The following is a 25,105-nucleotide window of genomic DNA, read 5'->3' on the forward strand; positions in this document are numbered from 1 at the left end:
TCCACCGGGGAGGGTTTACCGGTATCGATCTGGCAGAAATCACAGCGCCGGGTGCACTCGGACCCGCCGATCAGGAACGTCGCTTCCTTGTCTTCCCAGCACTCGAAAATGTTCGGGCACCCGGCCTCTTCACAGACCGTGTGCAGGCCTTCCTTCTTCACCAGGTTCTTGAGCTGGACAAACTCAGGACCCATCTGGACCTTGGCCTTGATCCACTCAGGCTTACGTTCAACCGGTACCGCCGAGTTACGCTGCTCAACGCGCAGCAACTTACGGCCTTCAGGTGCCAAGGTCACTGGAGTGCTCCTTCGGGTGTGGAAACGAGTGCTTGTTCATGCTTGCGGAATTCTTCCACGAAGCGGTCAACGATGTCGGCCGGATTGATGGTCCTGCCTGTTTCCAGAGTCATGGTGGTGACACTGGCGTCGGTAATCCCGCAGGCGATGATCTGTGCGTAGGGTGCCAAGTCGTTGCTGCAGTTGATGGCGACACCATGCATGGTGACGCCGTCCAGAACGCGAATGCCAATAGCCGCAATTTTGCGGTCAGGACCCTTGTCATCGGCAAGGATCCATACGCCGGCACGGCCTTTTACGGTGACAGCCTTGATGCCGTAGTCCGACATGACGGCGATCATGGTTGCCTCGAGCCGTTCAACATAATCGCGGATGCCGGCCCGGTTCTTGAGTTTGAGGATGGGATAAGCGATCAGCTGTCCGGGGCCGTGCCACGTCAGCTTCCCGCCACGATCCACCGGAACTACGGGCGTTCCGTCGAAGGGGCGCTCATGATCTTCCGTGAGTTTGCCGGCCGTATAGACGGCGGCGTGCTCCAGGAGCAAGACCGTGCTGTTCTTCTCGCCCGCAACAACCTTGTTGTGTATTTCGCGCTGCAGGTCCCAGCCCTGCATGTAATCTACGAAATCCGGGGCAAGACCCAATTGTGAAAACTCAAGAGTCATGGGTTCAAGCTTAGACCCAGCAGCAGACGCGCCATGGTTTTGTGGTGAAGCTCTCAGTCGCATCCGGCGCTGTTGCCAGGGGCGCCGGTGGGCGGGACCCGCCTGTGGATAACTTCTGCGGCGAATCGCAAGGTCCGGTAGACCTGTTCCTATGGAAACTTTGGATACTCCCGCCCCTGTGGTTCCGGTTATTCCGGGCTATCTGGTAACGCGCCAGCTGGGCCAGGGAAGCAGCGGCACGGTGTGGCTTGCCACGAGGGACAGGGACGGGGCACGGTTCGCGATTAAGTGTGCCGGAGTTGGTGGGGCGGTGTCAGATGCGCAGGCCGGCGTGGAAATATCCCGCGAGGTACAGCTCCTGTTGGGTTTCCGGCATCAGCACCTTGTCCGGGTTCACGACGTTGTTCCTGTGGCTGGTCCGGGTGGAGCAACCAGCGGAATCGTCATGGACTATGCAGCGGGTGGCTCGTTGGCGAACCTCCTGGCCGGGCGGCGGAAACTGGGGATAGGTGAAGCAGTCACCATGTTGACTCCGATCGCGCAAGCCTTGGAGTACCTCCACGTCAACGGCGCGGTGCACGGGGATGTATCGCCGGGGAACATATTGTTCACGGCCGAGGGAATGCCTCTGTTGGCGGATCTGGGCATCGCCTCGGTATTGGGTGGCCCTTCCGGGGACACGGACAGTGGCACCCCCGGGTTCATCGAGCCCGTAAAGCTGGAGTGGCAGGCACAGCCGGGTCACGGGGTGTTGCGGCCCCAGCGTGACGTCTATTCGCTGGCTGCCGTCGGTTGGTATTGCATGACTGGAACCACTCCGGAGCCAGTGCAGCACCGCCCACCCTTGTCCCTGCTTGTTCCGGGTGTTCCACAGTCCTTGGTTGCCGCACTGGAGGCGGCCTTGGACGAGGATCCCCACATGCGGCCCTCGGCGGGGGAATTGGGAACGGCAATTTTCCGAAGTGCGGCTCCTGAGGCCTTGGACTTATCCGGTGCGGTGCACCCGTCCGTTATTCCCGAGTTACTCACACGCAGGCAGGCCCGTCGGCGTCCGCCGCGCCCCGGAACGTCGTGGATGAGGTCTCTGCGGAAGTTCCGGCCAGTCCGGCTACGATTCCTGCGCCGACAGTCTGGGCGGCCGAGGTGGCAGCGAATCAGTTGGCCGACTGGAATGGCGGTCCGACTCGCCATGGCAGGGGTGCTGTTGGGGGTGGCGGGATGGATTGCCTGGCAACAATACGTGTCCGTGACGGTGGCACCGAAGCAGGAGTCGACGGCCGGCAGCGAAGCACCATCCGGCGAGGCATCAACCAGCTCGGATTCCGCGGACCTGCCCGTCGGATTGAGCCGGGATCTGGGATCCGCGGATCCTGCGGCGGCTGTGCGAGCGATGTCTTCCGTGCGGGACATGGCCTTTCGGCAGGGCCAGTTGGAGCTTCTGGCCCTTATTAACGCGCCAGGATCACCTGCGGCAGCGGCGGACGAGCTGGTGACCAATCACTTGAGGGAGACCGGCGCAGTATTCAGCGGATTCATCACGTCGTTGTCGGCCGTGACGGTGGAAGAGCCCTCAGCGGACGACGACGTGCTGGTAGCGGTGACTGCCTCCACCTCAGCTTATGAGGAGCGGATCCAGTCCGGTGAAATTGTCAGGACGCAGGGGGCCGGGACTCCCCGTGATCTTCGCCTGCATTTGCTTCGTTCGGACGGGCGGTGGTGGCTGTTCGAAATTCTGGCTCCCAGCGGCGTCGGGTAGCAGCCGCACCCTGGCCCGGTCGGATGAGCGGATCAGGAGTCTCCCTTAGCGTTCTGTTTCCGTGACCAGCCAGTTCATGGCATCGGACAGGGAAGGGTGCTGCCATTGAAAGCCTGCTTCGGCCAACTTGGCGGGCTCCATCTGTTGGTTGGCCAAAACGAGTTCATCGGCCAATGTGCCGAGGACCAATCTCAGGGCTGGTCGCGGCACGCGGAACGCTGCGGGCCTGTGGAAGGCCTTTGCCAGGGCAGCGACAATCGCGTTGACGTCCGCGCTTTCAGGGGCGCAGACGTTGACTGGACCCTCAAGGTCAGATGTAAGGAGGTAGGCAAGGGCGCTGGCCTCATCCGCCAACGTGATCCACGGCCAGAATTGGCGTCCGTTTCCGAAAGGCCCGCCCAGTCCTAGTTTCAACAGAGGGAGCAGCGGCCCCAGCGCCCCACCTGAGGCGCTGAGCACAACTCCGGTTCTGGGCGTAACAACCCGAACACCCGGCGGGGCTGCATGGGCCTTACGTTCCCACTCAACACATAAACTGCCGAGGACGCCGCCACCGGGGCCTGAATCCTCCCGCAGCACGCCGTCGCGGGAGGCGCCATAATAACCGGACGCCGATTGGCTGATGAAAGCCGGGGGCGGTGCGCTGAGGCTGCGCATGGCCGCCGTCAGGGTCTGGGTGGCCTGGACCCGGGAGTCCCGGAGAACCTGGATCCTCCGTTTTGTCCATGGGCGGTCTCCGATGCCGGCGCCGGACAGGTTGACAACGGCGTCTGTGGCTTCCAGTACGGCGGCGTCGAGCTCTCCCGCGGCCGGATCCCATGTCCATTCCGCGGAGTTCCTGGCTGGCCGCCGGACCAGGCGGATCACTTCATGGCCTTGGCCGGTCAGATGCTCCGCCAACGCTGTTCCGATCATTCCCGAGGCTCCGGACATCACGATTCGCATGACCCATCTCACCATGGCGAAGGCATGCGGCGGAAACGCCTGTCGGTACCGCAATCGACGGCTGCCTCTTGACTATGATCGAACAATGACCTCCTCCAGCTACCTCCGTTTCCCGCATGTGCACGGCGATCTGGTCACTTTCGTGGCCGAAGACGACATCTGGGTCGCCCCTCTTTCCGGAGGCCGTGCCTGGCGGGTTTCCTCCCAGCAACTTCCGGCCAGGAACCCCCGGTTCACTCCGGACGGAAAGTCCCTGGTGTGGACGGCTGTTGTGGGTACGTCACCCGAGGTGGTGACAGCACAGGTCGACGGCGGCGGGTACAGGCAGCTGAGCTACTTCGGCCACAGCACTACGAAGGTCAAGGGTTTTACGCCCGCTGGAAACGTTGTGGTGACCAGTGCATTCCAGCAAGCGGAAAGCCGCCACACGCATGCCTATAGCCTCCCCTTGGACGGTGGCGCCGCCGTCGGACTTCCCTTCGGTCCCGTGGAAGCGGTGGCTTTCGGCCCTGAGATCGGTGACGAGAAGCCCGTTGTCCTGGCCAGCGTCCTCTCCCGCGAACCCGCGTGGTGGAAGCGTTACCGTGGCGGAACGGCCGGAAAACTCTGGATCGACTCAGACGGCAACGGCGAGTTTGAGCGCTTGGTCCCTGAGCTCGACGGTAACCTGACCGATCCGCTGTGGGTCAAGGGGCGGATTGCTTTCCTTTCCGACCATGAGGGGTATGGCAACCTCTATTCGGTTCTTCCTGACGGTTCAGACTTGCGCCGCCACACGGACCACGAGGACTTCTACGTCAGGCACGCCAGCACTGACGGGAACAGGGTTATCTTCGAATCCGCCGGTGAACTCTGGGTCATTCCGTCGTTGGACGCCGATGCAGTGGCAACAAAAATCCCCATCACGTTGGGTTCTGCGTCCCCTGCGCGCCGGCCGGCACCCCTCAAAGCATCGAAGCATCTTGGCGACGTTGTTCCGAACATTGCAGGCACGGCCAGCGCCGTGGAGTCGCACGGTACCCTTCACTGGCTGCGTCACAAGGACGGACCCTCACGGGTGGTGGAGGCTACGCCGGGTGTCCGGGCCCGCCTGCCACGCCCGCTGACGGACGGCCGGATCGCCTACGTAGCGGACCACGGGGGAGTGGAAGCTCTGTACGTCAAGCAGATCGCGTCGCCACTCTCTGCCCCCGTTGAGGCACCCAAGGTCGTAACGGAACCGTCCGCACCGGCACCGGAAGCCGACCCGCTGCCGAAGCCCGTGTCAGCCTCCAACGTGGTGGGACAGGGCAATGCTCCCGTCCAGGTTGTTTCAGAGCCTGGCCAAGCTGCCACGTCCGGGCAGTCAGCGGACACGGTAAGCGGAGTGGCAGCCGAGCCGGCCTCCACAGCAGTAGAGGACGTGGCGGATCTCCGCATTGACTTCCCGACGCCCACCCGCACGAGTGCTTTGGAAGCTAGCCCTGATGGCCGGTGGATTGCAGTTGGGACCTCGTTCGGGGACGTCTATGTGGCCGACACTTCTGCCGGAACACTGACACTGCTGGTCAGTGTTGGCGAGGGATCCATTGAGCAGCTCTCGTGGTCGAGTGACTCCCAGTGGCTTGCCTGGTCTGAACCGGTAACGTCCTTCGGGTCCCGCAGCAAGCTCCGGATTGTCCGCCCTGCTGAGCCTGGATCCGGCATCATTGATGTCACTGACGGGCGCTTCTGCGACGAATCACCACGTTTCACGCCCGACGGAAAGTTCCTGGCCTTCCTGTCCAACCGGAGCTTTGACCCCGTCTATGACGGTCACTCGTTCGATCTGTCGTTCCCCAGCCCCATCAAGCCCTACCTGGTGGCGCTGGCGGCGGACACGCCGTCACCGTTCGGGCCTTCCGTGGACTCGCTTGATGACGGACAGGTCACCTCTGCAAAGTCCGACGACGGCGACGCCCCGGCAGTGCGGGTGGACCAGGAAGGCCTGGCTCATCGGGTTATCGCCGTCCCGGTTCCCCAAGGAAACTACTCAGACCTTGCCGTTGGTGATGGCTCCCTGTTGTGGCTGGATACCGAGTTGTCCGGTGTCACCGGAGAAGGAAAGGGCACCCTCCAGGACAAGAAAACACCCCCGTCCCTGGTTCGCTATGACATTGCGAAGCGTAAGAAGTCCACGCTCGTCACCGCGGTGGATAGCTACCGCATCTCCGGCGATCTCAGCCGGATCATTTACCTCCTGGACAAACAAATCACCTCCGTTCCTGCTGACAGCAAGGTTGAGGAAGATTCAGCCGAACTCGTCAAGGTGGAGCTCAACAGGATTCGTGTCATCCTTGATCCCGTTGCTGCCTGGGGACAGGCCTTTGATGAGGCTTGGCGGCTGCAGCGTGACTTCTTCTGGACGGCCGACATGGCAGGCCAGGATTGGGAGTCGGTGTACAAGCGCTACCGCCCGATCGTGGACAGGCTCGGATCGCACGATGACCTGGTGGACCTGCTCTGGGAAATCCACGGCGAACTGGGGACGTCACACGCCTACGTGAGGCCGGCGGCCGTGACAGAGAACGGACGGAATGGTCAGGGCCGGCTGGGCGCTGAACTGCAGCTGGGTAGCAAGGGCTGGGAAATCACCAGAATCCTGGCAGGGGAGTCCTCTGACCCGTTGGCTACTTCACCCTTGACGCGACCAGGTGCGGACGCCAAGGTTGGCGACGTGCTCTTGGCGATTGACGGCGTCGGGCTTTCTGCTGCCGTGACGCCCGCGATGCAGTTGGTCGGCGCCGCTGGCCGGACCGTCGAACTGACGCTGTTGAACGGAGAAGGGCACGGGGCAGCGGCTGGAATCCAGCGCCGCGTTGCCGTGGTGCCCGTTCGCGACGAGGAACGGTTGCGTTACCAGGATTGGGTCCGGGCCAACCGGCGCACAGTCCGTGAGGCGTCCGATGGCTCGTTCGGGTACCTGCATGTCCCGGACATGATGGCTAACGGATGGGCGCAGCTGCACCGGGATCTGGACACCGAAACGGCCCTTGACGGTCTGATCGTGGATGTTCGGCGCAACCGCGGCGGGCATACATCGCAACTGGTTGCTGAACTCATCGGGCGAAAGGTGACCGGTTGGAGCATGCCACGCGGCGAAAAGCCCCGGACCTACCCGGACCACGCGCCCCGCGGCCCCGTGATCATCCTTACGGACGAATTTGCCGGATCCGACGGCGACATCATCACCCAGGTCTCCAAGTTGAGGGGCATCGGCCCCGTGATCGGCACGCGGACCTGGGGCGGCGTGGTGGGCATCGACAACCGCTTTGCCCTGGCGGACGGCACCGGTGTCACGCAGCCTCGATACGCCACCTGGTTCGGCGGTGGGATTGGCTGGGATGTCGAAAACCGTGGAGTGGAGCCGGACATCGAGGTGGTGTTCCCGCCGCATGCTTACGCTGCCGGCACGGATCCGCAACTTGAGTATGGCATTGGCGCACTCAAGGAAATGATCCAGGAACTGCCTACCGACCGTCCTCCGCGCCGCGAAGGTTACCGGAAGCTTCGCCCTGCACCGCTGCCCTCCCGGCCGCAGAAGGGCTAGACGGGCCAGGTCCGGTCACAGAAGAGCCCCGCCACTTCCCTGCTGGAAAGGACGGGGCTCTTCCGCGTTAAGCCTGGGGCTAATGCTAGGAAGCCAGGGTGGCGTCCAACGTGATCTCAATGCTGGCCAGTGCTCCGGAAACAGGGCAGCCTGTCTTGGCATCCTCGGAGATGCGGCGGAAGTCCTCTTCGGAGAGACCCGGGACCTTGGCGGTCATGGTCAGGTGGCTGCCGGTGATGCCGGTGCCGGGAACGAAGGTAACGTCCGCCTTCGTGTTCACTTCTTCTGCAGTGAATCCTTCTCCGGCCAGGGCGTGGCTGAACGCCATGGAGAAGCAGGCAGAGTGTGCAGCTGCAATGAGTTCCTCGGGGCTGGTCTTGCCGCCGGACTGTTCGGTGCGGGCTTTCCACGTGACATCGAACGTGCCCAGTCCTGAGCTGTCCAGCGTCGTGTTGCCGGCGCCTTCGATGAGGTTGCCGTTCCAAACCGTGTGTGCGGTGCGTGTTGCTGCCATGTCCACTCCTTGGGGGGTCGTTGTAAGTCGGCAACCAGCCTTTGGCAGGTGCCACCGGGATCAATCCTAGGGACTTGCCGTCAGGACTGCACGGCCATTCCGCTGACAGTGGATTGTGACCCCTAGACTGACGAAATGGATACTCAAGAACAGTCACTTGCCGGCCATCGAACTGGGCCAAGAATCGCATCCATCATGATTAATGCCGTTGATGCAGAACGGTTGTCGCGCTTCTGGTCGGAACTGTTGGCGACGCCCGTTGCGGCAGAACATGAAGGGTTCATTTGGCTGCAGCCGTCCGAGCCTGGATTCCCCCAACTGGCGTTTCAGCAGCTGGCGGCGCCCACCGAGGGGCGTCGTCGGCTTCATTTGGACCTTCACGACGCCGATGCTGCAGCTTTGAGGCGAAAAGCTGAGGCTCTGGGTGCTTCCTTGGTTGAATCGCACGACATCGGGCACTTCTGTTGGGACGTCATGCAAGATCCCGAGGGGAACGAGTTTTGCATAGCCCAGGAGTAGCACCGCAGGGAAGACAGACAGAAGCCGTCCCAACGTGCCAACGGCACGAATGGGACGGCTTCTGTCAGTTCAGCTGGCAGGACCAACAGGCCCGCCTGACATTAGTTCCAGAGGGTGGCGATAGCGATGTTGACCAAGGCAAGCCCGCCTACACCATGGGCCAAGCCTGTTGATACGGGTTCGCCGTTTTTGACCTTGCGCGAGCCGATGACTGCGAGGACTGCAACTGCGACGCCGATGGCGAACTTGACGCCCAGCTTGAAGTAGTTGGGATCGGCGTCAGGCAGCAGGGGGAAAAGACCCATCATTGCGATGCCCGTCAGGAGCTGAAGGAAGGCGCCGTCACGCTGGCGCGGGTGGACGGTTGGCTCCCTGAGGGTGGCGATCCAGTAGCCCACAATCATGGCTGCGCCGACGATGTGCAAGAACACCAGAATGTTGAAGAGAATACTCATGGCCCCAGCTTATCCAGTTGGTTCTACGACCCGTAGCAAAGCCACGCGTGGGTGACAAAGCCCGTGGGCGACAAAGCAAAGGAGCAGGTTGCCGGAAACCGGCAACCTGCTCCTTTGCTGTCATTCAAACGCGCTATTGGCAGTGAGTCCTAGAGACCGAGATCTGCTTCGAACGCACCCTCTTCAAGGCGGGCCTTAAGGGTCTGGAGGAAGCGACCCGCGTCCGCGCCGTCCACCAGGCGGTGGTCGTACGTGAGCGACAGGTACATCATGGAGCGGATGGCGATCGAGTCGTCGCCGTTTTCGTCAGCAACCACAACGGCGCGCTTGACGATGGCTCCCGTGCCGAGGATGCCCACCTGGGGCTGGTTGATGATCGGAGTGTCAAACAGGGCACCAACGGAGCCAATGTTGGTGATGCTGAAGGTGCCGCCGGACAGTTCGTCCGGACCGATCTTGCCGTCACGGGTGCGGCCTGCGACATCCGCGATCTTGCCGGCCAGGCCGGCGAGGTTCAGGTTGCCGGCGTCGGAGATGACGGGGACCAGGAGGCCCTTGTCGGTGTCCACGGCGATCGCCAGGTGTTCGGCGTTGTGATAGGTGATTTCCTGCTTGGACTCGTCGTACGCAGCGTTCAGCTTGGGGTGCTGCTTCAGGGCCTCGGCAACGGCCTTGGCGATGAACGGCAGGAAGGTCAGCTTGACGCCGTTCTGGGCCTGGAACTGGTTCTTGGCCTTGAGGCGGAGTTTGGCGATCTTGGTCATGTCGACCTCGTGCACCTGGGTCAACTGAGTCGAGACCTCAAGCGATTCGCGCATGCGGCGGGCGATGACCTGACGGATGCGCGGAGCCTTCTCCGTGGTGCCACGCAGGGAGGAAGCGACCACCGGGGCAGCTGTCTTGGCAGCGGGAGCCGCGGCAGGAGCGGATGCAGCGGGAGCTGCAGCGGCCTGCTTGGCTTCGGCAGCGGCCAGAACGTCCTGCTTGCGGATGCGGCCACCGACGCCGGTGCCAGCGACGGCAGCGATGTCCACACCGTGCTGGTTTGCAAGCTTGCGGACCAGGGGAGTGACGTAGCCGGACTCCGATGCGGGGGCATCGGCAGCCGGGGCGGGAGCGGCCGGAGCGGCAGCAGCAGGAGCCGGAGCAGCAGCGGCAGGAGCCGGAGCTGCAGCGGCGGGTGCCGGGGCAGCAGGAGCCGCGGGGGCGGGGGCAGCAGCGGGTGCCGGAGCGGCAGGAGCGGCGGCAGGAGCCGGTGCAGCGGCGGGCGCGGCTGCACCGGAACCGATAACTGCCAGGACCGAGCCAACCTCAGCGGTCTCGTCCTCGCTGACGCGGATTTCCTGCAGGGTGCCGGCAACCGGGGAAGGAATCTCGGTGTCCACCTTGTCGGTGGATACCTCGAGGAGCGGCTCGTCTACCTCGACGGTGTCGCCTACGGCCTTGAGCCAGCGGGTGACGGTTCCCTCGGTGACGCTCTCACCCAACGCGGGAAGGGTTACTTCGTGGCCCTCGCCGCCGGAAGCTGCGGGAGCCTCGGCTGCCGGTGCTTCGTCAGCGGCCGGAGCGGCGGGAGCTTCCTCGGCGGGCGCGGCCTGCTCTGCGGGGGCAGCGGGTGCTTCTGCAGCCGGTGCAGCCTCGGCAGCCGGAGCGGCGGAGCCGGAGCCATCGCCGATGCGGACCAAGGGGGCGCCAACTTCGGCCGTCTCGTCTTCAGCGACGAGGATTTCTTCGATGACGCCTGAGATCGGAGAAGGGATTTCGGTGTCTACTTTGTCGGTTGAAACCTCGAGCAGCGGCTCGTCGATCTCTACCCGGTCACCAACCTGCTTGAGCCAGCGGGTGACGGTTCCTTCGGTGACACTCTCACCGAGGGCGGGCAAGTTAACGGATTCAGACATGTCGTCCCCGTTCTCCTTATTGATCTTTGTGCGGATGAATTCTGCTGGTCCGGGCCGGGTGCATCCGGCAGATTCCGCTGCATGCACCCGACCCGTTTGTCTTGGGTAAAGACTTAGCCGTGGAGCGGCTTGCCCGCGAGGGCGAGGTGGGCTTCGCCCAAAGCTTCGTTCTGGGTGGGGTGGGCGTGAACCAGCTGGGCCACGTCCTCCGGGTATGCTTCCCAGTTCACGATCAGTTGTGCTTCACCGATCTGTTCACCGATGCGTGAACCGATCATGTGAATGCCCACTACGGGGCCGTCCTTCTGGCGAACGAGCTTGACGATGCCACCGGTACCGAGGATGGAGCTCTTGCCGTTGCCGGCAAGGTTGTATTCCTGGGTCTGTACTTGGTCGTCGCCGAACTTCTCCTTGGCGGCCTTTTCGGTGTAACCGACCGTGGCGATTTCAGGCTCGCAGTAGGTCACCTTGGGGATGTTGATGTCCTCGACGATGGCCGGGTTCAGACCGGCGATTTCCTCGGCCACGAAGATGCCCTGCTGGTAGCCACGGTGTGCGAGCTGGACGCCGGGGACGATGTCGCCCACAGCGTAGATGTTGCCAACGCCCGTGTGGAGGCGCTCGTTGGTGATAACGAAGCCACGGTCGATGGTGATGCCGGCTTCTTCGTAGCCCAGGTTGGCGGTGACGGGACCGCGGCCCACAGCTACGAGCAGGAGATCGGCTTCGAATGTCTGGCCGTCAACCAAAGTGACCTTGACGCCGTCGTCGTTCTGTTCCACGCCCTGGAAGAAGATGCCGGTGGTGAACTTGATTCCGCGCTTCTTGAAGGCACGCTCGAGGTTCTTGACGATCGAAGCGTCCTCGTTGGGAACCAAAGAGGGGAGGCCCTCGATGATAGTGACATCCACGCCAAAGGACTTCCACACCGAGGCGAACTCGACGCCGATAACGCCGCCGCCGAGCACGATGGCGCTCTTGGGGATGTAATCCATGGTGAGGGCCTGGTCAGAGGTGATGACCTTGCCGCCGATTTCCAGTCCGGGGAGGGATCGCGAGTAGGAACCCGTTGCGAGGACAATGTTCTTGCCCGTGTAAGCGGTGCCGTTCACGACGACGGTGTTGTTGCCCTGGAGCTTGCCTTCACCCTCGATGACGGTGATGCCCTTGGACTTGATGAGTCCTTGGAGGCCCTTGAACTTGCCGGCGATGATGCCGTCCTTGTATGCGTTCACTGCCGGCATGTCGATGCTGTCCAGCGTGACGTTCACGCCGTACTTGGCGGAATCGCGTGCATGGTCGGCCAGTTCAGCCGAGTGCAGGAGGGCCTTGGTGGGGATACAACCGTTGTGCAGGCAGGTTCCGCCGAGCTTTGCCTTTTCCACAAGGCCAACGGTGAACCCAAGCTGTACGGCCCGCAGGGCAGTGGCGTAGCCGCCGCTGCCGCCACCGAGTACCAGGATGTCGAATTCTTGCGCAGTTGCCTGATCGGCCACTAAAACGCTCCCTCGCGTGAATGATGACACGGGACTGCGTGTCATCTGGTCTTTGGAACTTGTTCTGCCGTGATTATGCCAGCACCTAAGTTCTCTTGCATTTGTGACTATCGAGTTCACCTTAGCGAACCACCTACCCATGCTCCACCCTCTGCGGGCGTTTGTGGAGCGCTTGTGTCGAGACTCACGTTCACTTGTGACACAGCGCTACACGCCGCATAATTCCGGGGTTGTGCGGGCCCTGCAGAGTCTTCCGCGGGGCCCGCACAGCCGGGAGGGCGTGGGGGTGACGCCTAGGCGGAAACTGCCAGAAGGTCCTCGGCATAGGCAACCAGGGTGCGGACAGTGCATCCGGTTCCCTGCTTGGGGGTGTAGCCGTAGGGGCTGCCGTTGTTGAAGGATGGGCCGGCAATATCGACGTGTGCCCACGGGATCTGTTGGCCGTCGCCATTCTTGCCAACAAATTCGCGTAGGAACACCGCAGCGGTCATCATGCCGCCGTTGCGTTCACCGATGTTGGCAAGGTCCGCCACCTGCGAGTCAATGCTGGGGCGAAGTTCCTCCGGCAACGGCATTGGCCAGACCAACTCTCCGGCACGATCCGCTGCGGATTTCAGGGCCGCCGTCACGGAATCGGAACCCATGACGCCGGCCGTGCGGAGACCCAGGGCGATCAACTGCGCACCCGTCAGGGTTGCGACATCGATGATGGCATCAGGTGCTTCCAGGCTGGCGGCCACGATGCCATCGGCCATCACCAGGCGGCCTTCGGCGTCGGTGTTGAGGACTTCCACCGTCTTGCCGCCGTAGACGGTGAGGACGTCTGCCGGCCGCTGCGCGGCACCCGAGGGCATGTTCTCCGCAATGCAGAGCCACGCCGTCGCCTTGATGGGCAGGCCCAACGAGGCGATGGCCAGAACGGCGTTCAGTACGACGGCGGCGCCCGCCATATCGCTCTTCATGTCACCCATGCCGAGGGCCGGCTTAATGGAAATGCCGCCGGTGTCGAACGTGATGCCTTTGCCAACCAGGGCAATTTTCTTGGTGGCCTTTGCGGGTGCATATTCGACCTTGACCAGTCGCGGCTGGCGGGTGGAACCCTTACCTACGCCGAGGATGCCTCCGAAACCTTCCTTTTCCAGGCGCTTCTCATCCCAGACGGTGACCTTAACGGGAAGGCCCTTGGCGAGTTCCTTGGCGGATTCAGCGAACGATTCCGGGTAAAGGTGGCTGGGAGGCTGGTTAACCAGCGTCCGCGTGGCATTAACCGCACGGGCCAGCACAAGGGCCCTGTCCAGTGCAGGCTGCGCCGCTTTGGCATCGACATCGGTGAAAATCAGGGCTTTGGCGACGGGCGCCTTGAGGCCGTCCTTGCTGGAGCGGTGCTCTGTGTAGGAGTAGGCCCCCAACGCGGCGCCTTCGGCAACGGCCGCGACCTCGGCGACAGACGTCGTCGGGAATGCCAGAGTGGCGGAGGAAACGCCGGCAAGCTGGCGAACCGCGGATCCAGCGGCCCGACGCAGCGCCTCTTCGGTGAGGATGCCGGCATCGGACAGTTTGCCTACTCCCGCAAGGACCAAAATTCCGGAGCCCGTCTCCGGCAGTCCGGGCAGGCGGTGTACCTGGTCTGCAGCACCAGTGATCCCCAAAAGCCGCAGGGAGGCCGACACTGACTCGGCTGCCTTTGCGCTCAAAGGATTCGAGAGCAGCACCGGCCCGTCAGTACCTTGTGTAACTCCAATCACCAGCGCGTCGCTGGGGGACTTTTTCAGGTCCTTGGCGATGATGCCCAGGATGATGTCAGTAGTCTTGACCACGAGGATGTGTCCTCACTTCTCTCTGCATTGCATGGCGGGGCCGCATGTTTGGCGGCCTGCCCCGGTACGCGCCCGACGTCCTCTTGCGACGGCGGCCTTGGTCTTCAGGGCCGCCGGGGCGGCCCTTTTCGATCGTAGTCTCTTGAGCGCTGCGGACAGCAATTAAATGAGAGCTGCCGCACATCCGGGGCAGGAATGCCTGTTGGATGTGCAGCGTTGTAACGATTAATAGAGTCCCTCAGCCCAACGTTGGTGCCCGAAAGCGCCAGATAGCTGGTGCTCCGGGACCTTCCCGAACTTTGTCATTGCGAAAGGAACATGCCGTGTTTGAACGGATATCCGGCTCCCTCCTGGACCCCGAATCGCTGTACGCGCGAAACATCGAGACCTTCCACAGCCCGGAGTTGCGTGGACTGAACATGGTCATGGGGTTCACGGGCTTTGCCGACGCCGGTCATGTGGTTCGGCAGATCAATGCTGAACTGCTGGACGAACTGGACGCCGAGGTCGTCGCCATGTTCGACGCCGACCAGCTGATCGACTACCGCTCGCGCCGTCCCCACATCAGCTTCGTGGAGGACCACCTGCAGGACTATCAGGCACCCAAGCTCGGCTTGTACAAGCTGAACGATGGTCTGGGACAACCATTCCTTTTGCTTGCCGGCTTCGAGCCCGATCTCCAGTGGGAGCGTTTCTCGAGGGCCGTCATCGGGATTGTGGAAATGCTGGACGTCAATCTGGTGACGTGGATCCATTCCATTCCCATGCCGGTTCCGCATACACGGCCCGTGGGCGTGACTGTTCACGGCAACCGCCCCGAACTCATCGAGGGCATTTCCAGTTGGAAGCCCACGGTGGATGTTCCTGCCGCCATTGGTCACATTCTTGAACTTCGGCTCACGGAAGCAGAGCGCAACGTGGCAGGCTACGTGATCCACGTGCCTCATTATCTTTCCGAAGCCGAGTATCCGCCGGCAGCTGTAGCCGGTCTGGAGTACCTGGGTGCGGCCACGTCCCTGATGTTGCCCACGGACCGTCTCCGCGAAGCGGGCCGTGAGGTGGGGCGCCAGATCGCCGAACAAATCGAAGCCTCTGAAGAAGTGCAGGCGGTGGTCACCAATCTTGAGACCCGTTATGACGAGAAATCCGAAGGCGTCGTTCGTCGCTCCCTGCTGGCTGATGAGAATGATGAGCTGCCCAACGCAGAGGACCTCGGGGCTGCCGTCGAAGCGTACCTGGCACGTAAAGACTCGCCTCAATAAATCATCTTTGATGGGACCGGAGGCATAATTGGGGGGTGAATGCTCCCCGCGCCTGGCTCATCTGGACGATCGGCGTGTTCGCCTACCTGGTGGCTGTGGCGCAACGGACCTCGTTTGGTGTCGCTGGCTTGGAGGCTACTGAGCGCTTCCACGCCAGCGCTGCCGCCATCTCCTTCTTTACGGTGCTCCAACTTCTGGTTTACGCCGGTTTGCAAATACCTGTCGGAGTGCTGGTGGACAGGTTCGGTTCCCGCGCCATGGTGGCCGGCGGAGCAGTGCTGATGGGTTTGGGCCAGCTGCAACTGGCTTTTGCGGACAGCGTGCCCGGCGGTGTCCTGGGCCGTGTCCTTGTGGGCGCCGGCGACGCCATGACGTTTATCTCCGTGATCCGGCTCGTCCCTTTGTGGTTTGCGCCGGCCAAAGTTCCGTTGGTTACGCAGCTCACCGGCATGTGCGGCCAACTTGGTCAACTCTTCAGCGTGGTTCCCTTCGCGCTGCTCCTTCATTCAGCCGGGTGGACGCCGGCCTTCCTGACGTTGGCGGCGATGTCCGTGGTGGCCATCGTCCTGGTCCTCGCACTGCTGCGGGATGCGCCGCCAGGGCACCCGCCCAAGGAAACCGGCCAAGGCCTCCGGGCGACGGGTGTGTCGCTGTCGCGGGCATGGAAACAACCGGGTACCCGGCTGGGGCTGTGGAGCCACTTCACTGTCCAGTTCAGCGGGAACCTTTTTGCGATGACTTGGGGCTATCCCTTCCTATTGTCAGCGCAGGGACTCGACGCCGGGACGGTATCGGCTTTAATGGCGTTGTTCGTGGCTACGGCAATTGTCGCGGGTCCTGGCTTCGGGCGCTTTGTGTCAAAGCACCCCATGCGGAGATCTGCCATGGTTCTTCTCATCACCTTCGCCACGGCGTTGGCGTGGGCGGCGGTGCTCCTTCTCCCCGAGCGTGCTCCGCTGTGGCTACTGGTGATCCTTGTGGTGGTACTGGCTGTAGGCGGGCCAGGATCAATGATCGGCTTTGACTTTGCCCGCACGTTCAATCCCTCGCACCGGATCGGCACGGCAACCGGCATTGTTAACGTCGGTGGCTTCATTGCTGCGCTGGTGGCGATTTACCTCATTGGCCTGGTGCTGGACCTCTTGAACGCCAGCGGCTTCTCTGACGGAGATTTGTACGGCCTTGCACCTTTCCGTATCGCCCTGAGTGTCCAGTTTGTCCTCCTTGCCCTCGGCACAGTTCTCATTCTGGTGACGAGACGTAAAGTGCGGCGGCAGATGGCCGCACAGGGTATCCACGTGGCTCCGCTCGTGGCGACCCTTGCCAGACAACGCCGGGAACGGATCGAGCGGCGCCGTGCATCGCGTTCGGATGAGGCAGATGAACAGCAGAACAGCCATTAGCGGCTTCGGTTCCACCTGCTTTTCCACATAGGCAAGGTGTTATCTGTTTCCTCTGCCTCGACTTGAGCAGGCTGGAGGCATGACCACCAATCGAACGTTGAGCATCCACCAGCCCGAAGACATCCTTGGCTACATACCGCACATGCTGGGGTACTGGCCTGAAGACAGCCTCGTGGCGATCACCATGCAAGGGAATGTACTGGGTGCCACACTTCGCGTGGACCTGCCGTCCGACCGATCCCGTCGAGCGTTGGCAGGCTTCGCAGACCTGATCCGTAGTTACCTGATCGCCGACGAAGACGCCAATGGTGTGGTTCTTGCCGTCTACACGGACGCCGGATGGGCCGATGGCAGAGTAGTGGGCATGTCTGCTCCGATGCTGGACGCTCTGCAGCTGAGTTTGCAGGAGGTAGGTCTCCCGGTTCGGGATGCGTGGCTGATTGGCCCTGAATACTGGCGTGGCGCGTATTGCTCCGATGAAAACTGCTGTTCAGCCCCGGGACTTCCTGTTGAGCGCATCAGGAACAGCCGGCTCAGTGCGGAACTGGTGTTCAGGGGAAGTGCGATCGGGCCATCGCCGCGAAGCGGATTGGGTAACCCGTTGCTGGCGAGGCAGGGGGCACTGGATCCCTTGGTGCTGGCAGCTGAGTCCCGCTACTCGGAACTCCTGAGCGGCAGATGGCGCAGCGAGGCTTGCTTGGACGCCGTGCTGGCCGTGTGGATGCACGTGATGCAAGGATGCAGCCAAAGCCAGCCTGCGCAGCTGGCAGCCGATGCCGGGCTCGTGGGATTCCTCAGATATACGATGACGGTCACTAGCTGGCGGGATGCCGTCGTGGTGATGGCAGCTGCAGGTATTGAATCGGCGAAATTGGGGGCGGGGGCCTTCGGCCTGTTCGTCGAAGATGACGAGGATGGCCTTCCCTTCGACCCTGACGATTTCGGCTTACCTTTCGCCGGAGTAACGCCACCCGCTGAAACATTGGGTGATTCGGGCGGGATGGGAAACGTCTTTGGATATGGGGAGGTCTTGCTGGGAATGAAGCCGGACAAGCCGTCATGGGGCCACCTCGATGCCTTGGCCCGCATACTTTCCAGGCTGTGTGTGGTGGACGAAAAAGGCGAGGTGGCCGCGGCGGCTTTGACTCTTCAAGGGTGGATCTCGTGGTGCAAGGGGAGCGGATCCATTGCCCATGGTTGTCTTAGCCGGGCACAACTGGCCTTTCCGGGATACAGGCTGGCGGAACTCCTGATGGAAGTCATGGGGCAGGGTGCCATTTGTGGGTGGGCGCGGCGGTCCGGTTCTGCCTGGCGGGGCTCGGAGGGTGCCAACGCCTAGTCGTTGCGGATTCATCAGGCGTGTGTTTCGCAAAACCGTGAGACAATGGATGCCGAGACCCGGTTGGGTCCGCGTTCGAATGCCTGTATTGCCCCGGAATCCGGGAACAATACAGTGTCGTCGGGAGTTCTACATAGTGACTCTGCAGACGGCGATCGCATTTGAAATTGATCGCGGACTTGACAGGGTCATAGTGGTGTTGCCCGTATGGTGATTCCACAGACCGCCGCTAGAAAGGTTTTCTGTGACCCCGTCTTCCGTCGAGAAGGAACCCGCCGCCCAGGCCGAACTGTCCGCTGAGGAAAAGAAGGCGGCCACATCGGCAAAGCGCGCTGCGACACGTGCTGCCAACAAGGCTTCAGAGGGTGACTCTGACAAGCCGGCACCCAAGAAGCGTGGACCCAAGCCCGGCGCGAAGGCCGCCGCTGAAGCCGCGAACAACTCCTCTGGCTCCGATTCCGATGAAGCCAGTGCCGAGGATGAAGACTTTGATCCCGCAGCCGCGGAGGAAGTCGAAGTCGGAGAAGATGACGCCGAGGATGGTGCGGTTGCCGCCAAGGAGAAGGCCGCGCCTTCCGGTTCGGGGTTCGTCTACTCGGACGCCGATGACGACGACGCCCCTGTACAGCAGGTCATGTCGGCTGGAGCTACCGCAGACCCCGTCAAGGATTACCTGAAGCAGATCGGCAAGGTTGCCCTGCTGAACGCAGAGCAGGAAGTCGATCTGGCGCTCCGAATTGAAGCCGGCCTCTTCGCTGAGGAAAAGATCAATGCTGACGACGGATCCATGGATCCCAAGCTCAAGCGTGAGCTTGAGTTCGTCATCCACGACGGCAAGCGTGCCAAGAACCACCTCCTCGAGGCCAACCTGCGACTCGTGGTTTCCCTGGCCAAGCGCTACACGGGCCGCGGCATGCTCTTCCTGGACTTGATCCAGGAAGGTAACCTTGGCCTGATCCGTGCAGTGGAGAAGTTCGATTACACCAAGGGCTTCAAGTTCTCCACCTACGCCACGTGGTGGATCCGCCAGGCAATCACACGCGCCATGGCCGACCAAGCGCGCACCATCCGTATCCCGGTACACATGGTGGAAGTCATCAACAAACTGGCCCGTGTCCAGCGCCAGATGCTTCAGGACCTCGGCCGCGAACCTACGCCGGAAGAATTGGCCCTGGAACTGGACATGACGCCTGAAAAGGTCGTCGAGGTTCAGAAGTACGGCCGCGAGCCGATTTCGCTCCACACTCCTCTTGGCGAGGACGGCGACTCCGAGTTCGGTGACCTTATTGAGGACTCGGAAGCAGTTGTCCCGGCTGACGCCGTCAGCTTCACCCTCCTGCAGGAGCAGCTGCACTCCGTCCTGGATACGTTGTCCGAGCGCGAAGCTGGAGTTGTTGCCATGCGCTTCGGCCTGACTGACGGCCAGCCGAAGACTTTAGACGAAATCGGCAAGGTCTACGGAGTAACGCGTGAGCGCATCCGTCAGATCGAATCCAAAACCATGTCCAAGCTGCGGCACCCGTCCCGCTCCCAGGTCCTCCGGGACTACTTGGACTAAAAATTCCAGCAATACGCAAGCGGCCCGGTCGAATCCTCGACTGGGCCGTTTTGTTTGGCTGGACCGCTTAGTTTGAAGAGGCCGCATTGTTAGGCTCGGGCTCGGAGCAGCACAAGCCTCTTAACGTAAGGAGGCTCCTCCCGTTGGGGAGGAGCCTCATCACCTGTTCAAAGTAGTTTCCGGACTGAGTCGGATTTGCCCTGCCTCGCCGGAGTGCCCTGCCTAGTCGACGGGGACGGGAGCCTTCTCGTTGAGGCGCTCGGTCTCATCGTGCCAGTCAGAAGTCATGGGCCGAAGCGTAGCTTCAACTGCACGTGCGTGGTGGCCGCAGAAGAGCAGCTCACCGCCGGAGGACTCGAGTACAACGCGGACGTACGCCTGGGCTCCGCAACGATCACAGCGGTCAGCTGCGTTCAGCGTGCGGTCTGCAACTGCTGTTGTCATGTCGGCCTCCTTAGTAGTTCTGTACATCCATATAACCAGCATTCGACGCAGATCCATGGCAAGGATGGGTCACTTTCGCTGTCCGCGTATCACATGTGCGTAACGTAACCATGGAGCCTGGGCTTGCCCGGGAGTGGCAACCCGCGCCGGGAGGCCTCCGCGGCTAGCCTAGTATGGGCAGTGTTTGCCTTGAATTGCCAGCAGAATCACGGCTGGGAAGCACCCTGAGATATACCCCCGAAGGAGCACACCGCGAGTGGCACCGAGTTCTGAATACAACGCCCGGCATCTTTCTGTCCTTGAGGGCCTGGAAGCCGTCCGCAAGCGTCCGGGCATGTACATCGGTTCCACCGATTCCCGTGGCCTCATGCACTGCTTGTGGGAAATCATCGATAACGCGGTGGACGAGGCCCTGGCAGGCTTTGGCCATGACATCAAGGTGATCCTGCATGCCGACAACTCAGTGGAAATCCACGACGACGGGCGTGGCATCCCTGTGGACGTTGAACCCAAAACCGGCCTGTCCGGCGTCGAGGTTGTGTTCACCAAGCTGCATGCCGGCGGCAAGTTCGGCGGCGGTTCCTATACCGCGTCGGGTGGTTTGCACGGTGTGGGCGCATCGGTAGTCAACGCGTTGTCCAGCCGCCTGGACGTCCAGGTGGATCGTGGCAGCAAGACCTACCAGATGTCCTTCCGCCGGGGCGAGCCAGGACGATTCGTGGACTCAGGGTCCAAGCCGGGCCCGGATGCACCCTTTGAGCCTTTTGTTGAAAATTCGGTGCTGGATATTGTGGGGAAGGCGAAGCGCGGCGTCACCGGAACCCGGGTGCGCTACTGGGCTGACCGGCAGATTTTCACTCCGGATGCCAAATTCTCCTATGACGATCTCGCATCCAGGGCACGCCAGACGTCCTTCCTTGTCCCGGGCCTGAAGATCACTGTCCGCGATGAGCGAAAGTTGGCCGGAACGCCGGGCGAGAATGGGGCCCACGAGGAAGTCTTCCACCACGACGGCGGCATCAGCGAGTTCGTCGAATTCCTGGCTGCTGACGCGGGCGTAACGGACGTCTGGCGCCTTCACGGTTCGGGGAAGTTCAAGGAGACCGTCCCGGTTCTCGACGAGAACGGGCACAGCAAGATCGCCGAAGTTGAGCGGGATTGCGAGGTGGACATTGCCTTGCGGTGGGGCATTGGCTACGAAACCACCATGCGAAGCTTCGTCAACATCATCGCCACACCCAAGGGCGGCACTCATCAATCAGGCTTTGAGGCCGCGTTGCTGAAAACCTTCCGCAAGGCCGTGGAGACGAATGCCCGCAAGCTCAAAGCCGGCAACGACAAAGTGGAGAAGGACGACATCCTTGCCGGGCTGACGGCTGTATTGACGGTCCGTTTGGCTGAGCCGCAATTCGAGGGGCAGACCAAGGAGATACTGGGTACGTCCGCGGTCCGTGCCATCGTGGCCAAGGTGGTTGAAAAGGAAATCACCTCGCGTCTCACATCGGCCAACCGCAACGACAAGGCGCAGTCCGCGCTCCTGTTGGAGAAGATGGTCAGCGAGATGAAGTCGCGCATCTCGGCCCGTTTGCACAAGGAGACCCAGCGGCGCAAGAACGCCCTGGAAACCTCGTCGATGCCCACCAAGCTGGCCGACTGCCGCACCGACGACGTCGCCCGCTCGGAACTGTTCATCGTTGAAGGTGACTCCGCACTGGGGACGGCAAAGCTGGCCCGCTCTTCCGATTTCCAGGCGCTGCTTCCCATTCGCGGCAAGATCCTTAATGTCCAGAAGGCGTCCGTGGGGGACATGCTCTCCAACGCAGAATGTGCGGCGCTGATCCAGGTGGTGGGTGCGGGTTCCGGACGCAGCTTCGATATTGATGCAGCCCGCTACGGCAAGGTGATCCTCATGACAGACGCCGACGTGGACGGTGCGCACATCCGTACGCTGCTGCTGACGCTGTTCTTCCGTTACATGCGTCCCATGGTGGAAGCGGGGCGCGTCTTTGCGGCGGTCCCGCCTCTGCACCGAGTGGAAGTGATCAACCCGGGCCAGAAGGCCAATGAGATGATCTACACCTACTCCGAGGCCGAGCTCCACGTCCTGCTGGCAAACCTTGCCAAAGAAGGGAAGCGCTACAAGGAGCCCATCCAGCGTTACAAGGGTTTGGGGGAAATGGATGCACAGCAGCTTGCTGAAACCACTATGGATCCGCGCCACCGGACGCTCCGGAAAGTGGGTATTGAAAGTGCCCAGCGTGCCGAAGAAGTGTTCGACCTCTTGATGGGTTCTGACGTTGCACCGCGCAAGGAGTTCATCATTGCCGGCGCGGCCACTCTGGACCGGGAACGCATCGACGCCTAGTTCTTAGGTGGAACCGGAGTTGCCTCACGGGCTGGATCCGTGCGGGAGGAAGGGGCAGCAGCTGCCGCCGCCCCCACCAGCAACGCCAAAGCGCCGAGTCCCCACGGCAGTCCCGCGGCAACGGCAACTCCGCCCACCAGGAGGGGTCCGCCGGCGTCGCCGAGTTCCCGCCCCAATTCGGCCGAGCCCATGGTCCGGCCGAGTCGTTCCGCCGGCGTCGAATCCGCGAGGTGGGCAAACGCCAGGGGTGTGGCCACGCCGATGCCCAGTCCGATGAGGACAGCGGCACAATAGATCCAGCCGGCTCCCGGGAGGAAGCCTGCCATTAGTGTTCCGACTGCAATGGAGAGCAAGCCGGCTACCATGCCGGGCTTGTCGGCCAGCGCTCCACGGTCCCGTAACGCACCCACGCGGGGCTGTACGAGCGACGACGCGACGGCCAAGACGGTAACCACGGCAACGCTCCCCGCCGTGCCCAGGCCCTCGCGTGCTGCCAACGCGGGAAGGAAGCCAACTGCGGCGCCCAACGCTCCGGTAGCTGCGGCCAGCACCAGGGTGGGCCCAAGGAACGAGCGTTCCGTGCTTTGCCTCCATACGTCCGCGATGGTGTACCGGGGCCGGGGGAGCGGTTCCAGGCGTGGCACTGAAAAGATGGTCCACACGGCAACGCCCAGCCCCAGGGCGGACAGGATGCCGAACAGGAAGCCGAAGCCACCGCTCAAGATCGCCAGGGCTCCCAGCAAGGGGCCAATCGCGTAGCCAAGTCCCTTCCACGAGCCGTAACGTCCGAAGTAGTGACCGGTCTTTGTCCCGGCGAGTCGGGCAACGCTTGCGGACGACGCCGGAGAGAAAGCCGAGGCTGCCATCCCCTGCCCCAGACGCGCTGCGGCCAGCAGGGCGGGTTGATCTGCCCAGAGGCCAATGAGGGAGGCAGCTGAGAACGCGAGGAGCCCGCCCACGATGACCGGTTTCGGTCCAATGCGGTCCGAGAGTGCACCGAACACGGGCTTGAGGAATACTTCTGCGATGTCGTACAGGGCCAAAAGGATTCCCAGGACCAGGAGGCTCAACCCGATGTCGGCGCTCTCGGCACCGAGACCAGCGGCGACGGCATGGGCGCCGAAGGCTGTGGTGAACCCGGCCGCGTAGAGCGGCCATCGTTGGCCGGCGGCAGGGCGTACGGGCGGGGGAGTTTCGGGTGTGGTCACGCTTCCCAATGTAACAGCTGCTACATTCATGTTTGTGATTGATGAACGTTGGTTGTTAATCCTGGTTCAGGTTCCATCGCAACCGTCCAGGCACCGTGTTGCTGTCTGGCGGGAACTGCGTCGCATAGGTGCCGTGCCGTTGTCGCCGGGAACCTGGGTTTTGCCTGCGCACCCGGCTTTCGACTCTGGTTTGGCCCGGGCGGAGGAGCTGGCGGCCAAGGGCGGGGGCTCCTGGACGTTGGTAGACGCCTTACCGCGCAATCAAGGTGCCGAGACCTTCCGGAGTGCCTACGAGGCTGCGCGGCTGGAGGAGTGGGCTGAGTTCATGTCGGACTGCCGAAAGTTCGAACAGGAGATAGCCAAAGAGGTTTCACAGGAGAAGTTCACGTTTGCCGAGTTGGAGGAAGAAGAGCAGAGCCTGGAACGCTTGAGGCGCTGGTACAGGGACTTGAAATCCCGCGACGTTCTTCTCCTTCCCCAAGCCGGGGAGGCCGCCGGGCTCCTTGCCGGCTGCGCAGATGCGTTGGAGGCGTATGCAGCCATGGTGTACGAGGCCACGCTGCCGCAGTAAGAGGTGCAGAGAGCCGCACTAAAGGGCTCCTCTAGCCCAACAATCCCGGCACGATCAACAATGCAGTTGGTACAGCCAGAAGCAGAGCAGATGCCGCCAGGACCAGCAGGCGCAGACCCTTGGTGAGTGGCGGCTGTGGTGAGAGCAAGCGGCTGACGCGTGACGCCGTCGTACGTGGCGAGTCGGCACCACCGGTGGCGCTGACTGTATTGCCTTCGACGACGGCCCCTCCGGCATTGAGGGCGGGGGCTCCGATGGCGGGCTGCGAGGTGCCGCTGGCCACAATCGCAATGGCTTTGATGAGCGTGCCCTTGCTCTCGGTACGGAGGGCAACGTCGTCGGCCAGCATTTCGATCAGGGAGTTCACGGCTGTTTGCGCCAACCGGGTGGTCGGAAACCATGGGAGTGCCTGTCGCCAGGCCGCGAATGCCCACAGCAGCAAATCGTGGCGCTGGGACAGGTGCGCGTTTTCGTGGATGAGGACAGCTCTGAGCTCGGCTGGTTCCAGGGCTGCCATGAGCCCATCCGAGAGTACCGTTACCGAGCGGGCGCCGCCGGGAAGGCAGTAAGCCACGGGGGAATCGTGGTTGATGACCACAGTCCCCGGACCGTCCTCCGATGGTGAAGCCAGCAGGGCCAGCAGTTCGCGGTGACGCCTCCGCTGCCTCTCGATTTTGTAGTACGTCAGCAGCAGGGTGAAAACCAGGTGTGCGGTTAGAAGGGCCGCGGCTGAGAGCGCGAAGAGGTGCCAGAAACCCAGCGCTGTTGTGGGTTCATTGTTGAAGACCATCCCGGCCAGACTCTTGAGCCCGGCTATGAGGTTCTCGCCTATCGGCTCAAGGCCATAAACGAGCATGGCCCCAATCATGGACAGGCCGCCGGCGAGGGCGATTGCCTGCCATAGGACCATGGCTGTGAAGGGAGAACGCGCCGGCCACTGCGCGCGCGACAACAAAACGGGCACGGGCCACGCCAGAATCAATGCCAGGACCGCAAGCAGGTATGAGGTCCAGAACATAGTGG

The 25,105-nt window shown here is 62.3% G+C and carries 19 protein-coding genes and 1 pseudogene; 9 read left to right on the plus strand and 11 right to left on the minus strand.

The window, feature by feature from the left end:
• Positions 1 to 296, minus strand: a pseudogene (locus BLW08_RS11090) (lipoyl synthase); the annotation flags it as partial.
• A complete protein-coding gene (lipB, locus tag BLW08_RS11095; protein WP_090825496.1) occupies positions 293 to 961 on the minus strand; it encodes a lipoyl(octanoyl) transferase LipB in 669 nt (222 codons plus the stop codon). The pseudogene BLW08_RS11090 and the gene lipB, both read right to left, overlap by 4 nt.
• 151 nt (positions 962 to 1,112) lie before the next feature.
• On the opposite strand from lipB, the gene BLW08_RS11100 reads away from it, so the two are divergent.
• On the plus strand, positions 1,113 to 2,717 hold the full coding sequence (locus BLW08_RS11100) for a serine/threonine protein kinase (RefSeq protein ID WP_091325085.1): 1,605 nt from the start codon (positions 1,113 to 1,115) through the stop codon (positions 2,715 to 2,717).
• Between the two features lie 45 nt (positions 2,718 to 2,762).
• Here the strand turns inward: BLW08_RS11100 and BLW08_RS11105 are convergent, their stop codons facing one another.
• Positions 2,763 to 3,662, minus strand: coding sequence for a TIGR01777 family oxidoreductase (locus BLW08_RS11105; RefSeq protein ID WP_091325086.1), 900 nt, complete (start codon positions 3,660 to 3,662; stop codon positions 2,763 to 2,765).
• An 85-nt stretch (positions 3,663 to 3,747) separates the two neighbouring features.
• On the opposite strand from BLW08_RS11105, the gene BLW08_RS11110 reads away from it, so the two are divergent.
• On the plus strand, positions 3,748 to 7,230 hold the full coding sequence (locus BLW08_RS11110) for a S41 family peptidase (RefSeq protein ID WP_091325087.1): 3,483 nt from the start codon (positions 3,748 to 3,750) through the stop codon (positions 7,228 to 7,230).
• An 85-nt stretch (positions 7,231 to 7,315) separates the two neighbouring features.
• Here the strand turns inward: BLW08_RS11110 and BLW08_RS11115 are convergent, their stop codons facing one another.
• Positions 7,316 to 7,744: an OsmC family protein gene (locus tag BLW08_RS11115; protein ID WP_090825488.1), complete on the minus strand. Its 429-nt coding sequence runs from the start codon at positions 7,742 to 7,744 to the stop codon at positions 7,316 to 7,318.
• Between the two features lie 135 nt (positions 7,745 to 7,879).
• Here BLW08_RS11115 and BLW08_RS11120 point away from each other — a divergent pair, with 135 nt between their 5' ends.
• Complete coding sequence (locus BLW08_RS11120; protein WP_091325088.1) at positions 7,880 to 8,263, plus strand: VOC family protein; 384 nt, start codon at positions 7,880 to 7,882, stop codon at positions 8,261 to 8,263.
• Between the two features lie 101 nt (positions 8,264 to 8,364).
• Here the strand turns inward: BLW08_RS11120 and BLW08_RS11125 are convergent, their stop codons facing one another.
• The 4 genes from BLW08_RS11125 to BLW08_RS11140 all read right to left on the minus strand — a co-directional run bounded on the left by BLW08_RS11125 (position 8,365) and on the right by BLW08_RS11140 (position 13,932).
• Positions 8,365 to 8,718 (minus strand): hypothetical protein, encoded by a 354-nt coding sequence (locus BLW08_RS11125; RefSeq protein WP_090825484.1) that lies wholly within the window; start codon positions 8,716 to 8,718, stop codon positions 8,365 to 8,367.
• Between the two features lie 149 nt (positions 8,719 to 8,867).
• A complete protein-coding gene (sucB, locus tag BLW08_RS11130; RefSeq protein ID WP_091325089.1) occupies positions 8,868 to 10,619 on the minus strand; it encodes a 2-oxoglutarate dehydrogenase, E2 component, dihydrolipoamide succinyltransferase in 1,752 nt (583 codons plus the stop codon).
• Positions 10,620 to 10,732: 113 nt separating this feature from the next.
• Positions 10,733 to 12,115 carry a dihydrolipoyl dehydrogenase gene (lpdA, locus tag BLW08_RS11135; protein WP_090825481.1) on the minus strand — a complete coding sequence of 461 codons (1,383 nt, stop codon included), beginning with the start codon at positions 12,113 to 12,115 and terminating at the stop codon, positions 10,733 to 10,735.
• Between the two features lie 293 nt (positions 12,116 to 12,408).
• Entirely contained in the window at positions 12,409 to 13,932 is a 1,524-nt protein-coding gene (locus BLW08_RS11140) for a leucyl aminopeptidase (protein ID WP_091325090.1), read from the minus strand.
• 323 nt (positions 13,933 to 14,255) lie between these two features.
• Here BLW08_RS11140 and BLW08_RS11145 point away from each other — a divergent pair, with 323 nt between their 5' ends.
• The 4 genes from BLW08_RS11145 (at position 14,256) to BLW08_RS11160 (ending at position 19,494) form a co-directional block, all read left to right on the plus strand.
• The gene (locus tag BLW08_RS11145; RefSeq protein WP_090825477.1) at positions 14,256 to 15,194 is read left to right on the plus strand and encodes a proteasome assembly chaperone family protein; all 939 of its coding nucleotides are present in this window, start codon (positions 14,256 to 14,258) and stop codon (positions 15,192 to 15,194) included.
• 35 nt (positions 15,195 to 15,229) lie between these two features.
• Complete coding sequence (locus BLW08_RS11150) at positions 15,230 to 16,597, plus strand: MFS transporter (RefSeq protein WP_091325091.1); 1,368 nt, start codon at positions 15,230 to 15,232, stop codon at positions 16,595 to 16,597.
• Positions 16,598 to 16,676: 79 nt separating this feature from the next.
• The gene (locus BLW08_RS11155) at positions 16,677 to 17,936 is read left to right on the plus strand and encodes a DUF4192 domain-containing protein (protein ID WP_091325092.1); all 1,260 of its coding nucleotides are present in this window, start codon (positions 16,677 to 16,679) and stop codon (positions 17,934 to 17,936) included.
• Positions 17,937 to 18,180: 244 nt separating this feature from the next.
• Positions 18,181 to 19,494 carry an RNA polymerase sigma factor gene (locus tag BLW08_RS11160; protein ID WP_091325093.1) on the plus strand — a complete coding sequence of 438 codons (1,314 nt, stop codon included), beginning with the start codon at positions 18,181 to 18,183 and terminating at the stop codon, positions 19,492 to 19,494.
• Positions 19,495 to 19,716: 222 nt separating this feature from the next.
• Here BLW08_RS11160 and BLW08_RS11165 read toward each other — a convergent pair whose 3' ends face one another.
• Positions 19,717 to 19,938 carry a DUF7455 domain-containing protein gene (locus BLW08_RS11165; RefSeq protein WP_018778705.1) on the minus strand — a complete coding sequence of 74 codons (222 nt, stop codon included), beginning with the start codon at positions 19,936 to 19,938 and terminating at the stop codon, positions 19,717 to 19,719.
• A gap of 256 nt (positions 19,939 to 20,194) precedes the next feature.
• Between BLW08_RS11165 and BLW08_RS11170 the strand changes: the two genes are divergently transcribed.
• On the plus strand, positions 20,195 to 22,303 hold the full coding sequence (locus BLW08_RS11170; protein WP_091325094.1) for a DNA gyrase/topoisomerase IV subunit B: 2,109 nt from the start codon (positions 20,195 to 20,197) through the stop codon (positions 22,301 to 22,303).
• Here BLW08_RS11170 and BLW08_RS11175 read toward each other — a convergent pair.
• Positions 22,300 to 23,511: an MFS transporter gene (locus BLW08_RS11175; RefSeq protein ID WP_254779828.1), complete on the minus strand. Its 1,212-nt coding sequence runs from the start codon at positions 23,509 to 23,511 to the stop codon at positions 22,300 to 22,302. The genes BLW08_RS11170 and BLW08_RS11175 overlap by 4 nt on opposite strands.
• A 28-nt stretch (positions 23,512 to 23,539) precedes the next feature.
• On the opposite strand from BLW08_RS11175, the gene BLW08_RS11180 reads away from it, so the two are divergent.
• Positions 23,540 to 24,082 (plus strand): Chromate resistance protein ChrB, encoded by a 543-nt coding sequence (locus BLW08_RS11180; RefSeq protein WP_254779829.1) that lies wholly within the window; start codon positions 23,540 to 23,542, stop codon positions 24,080 to 24,082.
• Between the two features lie 31 nt (positions 24,083 to 24,113).
• Here BLW08_RS11180 and BLW08_RS11185 read toward each other — a convergent pair whose 3' ends face one another.
• Positions 24,114 to 25,100 (minus strand): M56 family metallopeptidase, encoded by a 987-nt coding sequence (locus BLW08_RS11185; protein WP_091325096.1) that lies wholly within the window; start codon positions 25,098 to 25,100, stop codon positions 24,114 to 24,116.
• Positions 25,101 to 25,105: the final 5 nt, after the last annotated feature.

The sequence above is a fragment of the Arthrobacter sp. cf158 genome (assembly GCF_900106835.1).
In the GTDB taxonomy this organism is placed as follows: Bacteria; Actinomycetota; Actinomycetes; order Actinomycetales; family Micrococcaceae; genus Arthrobacter.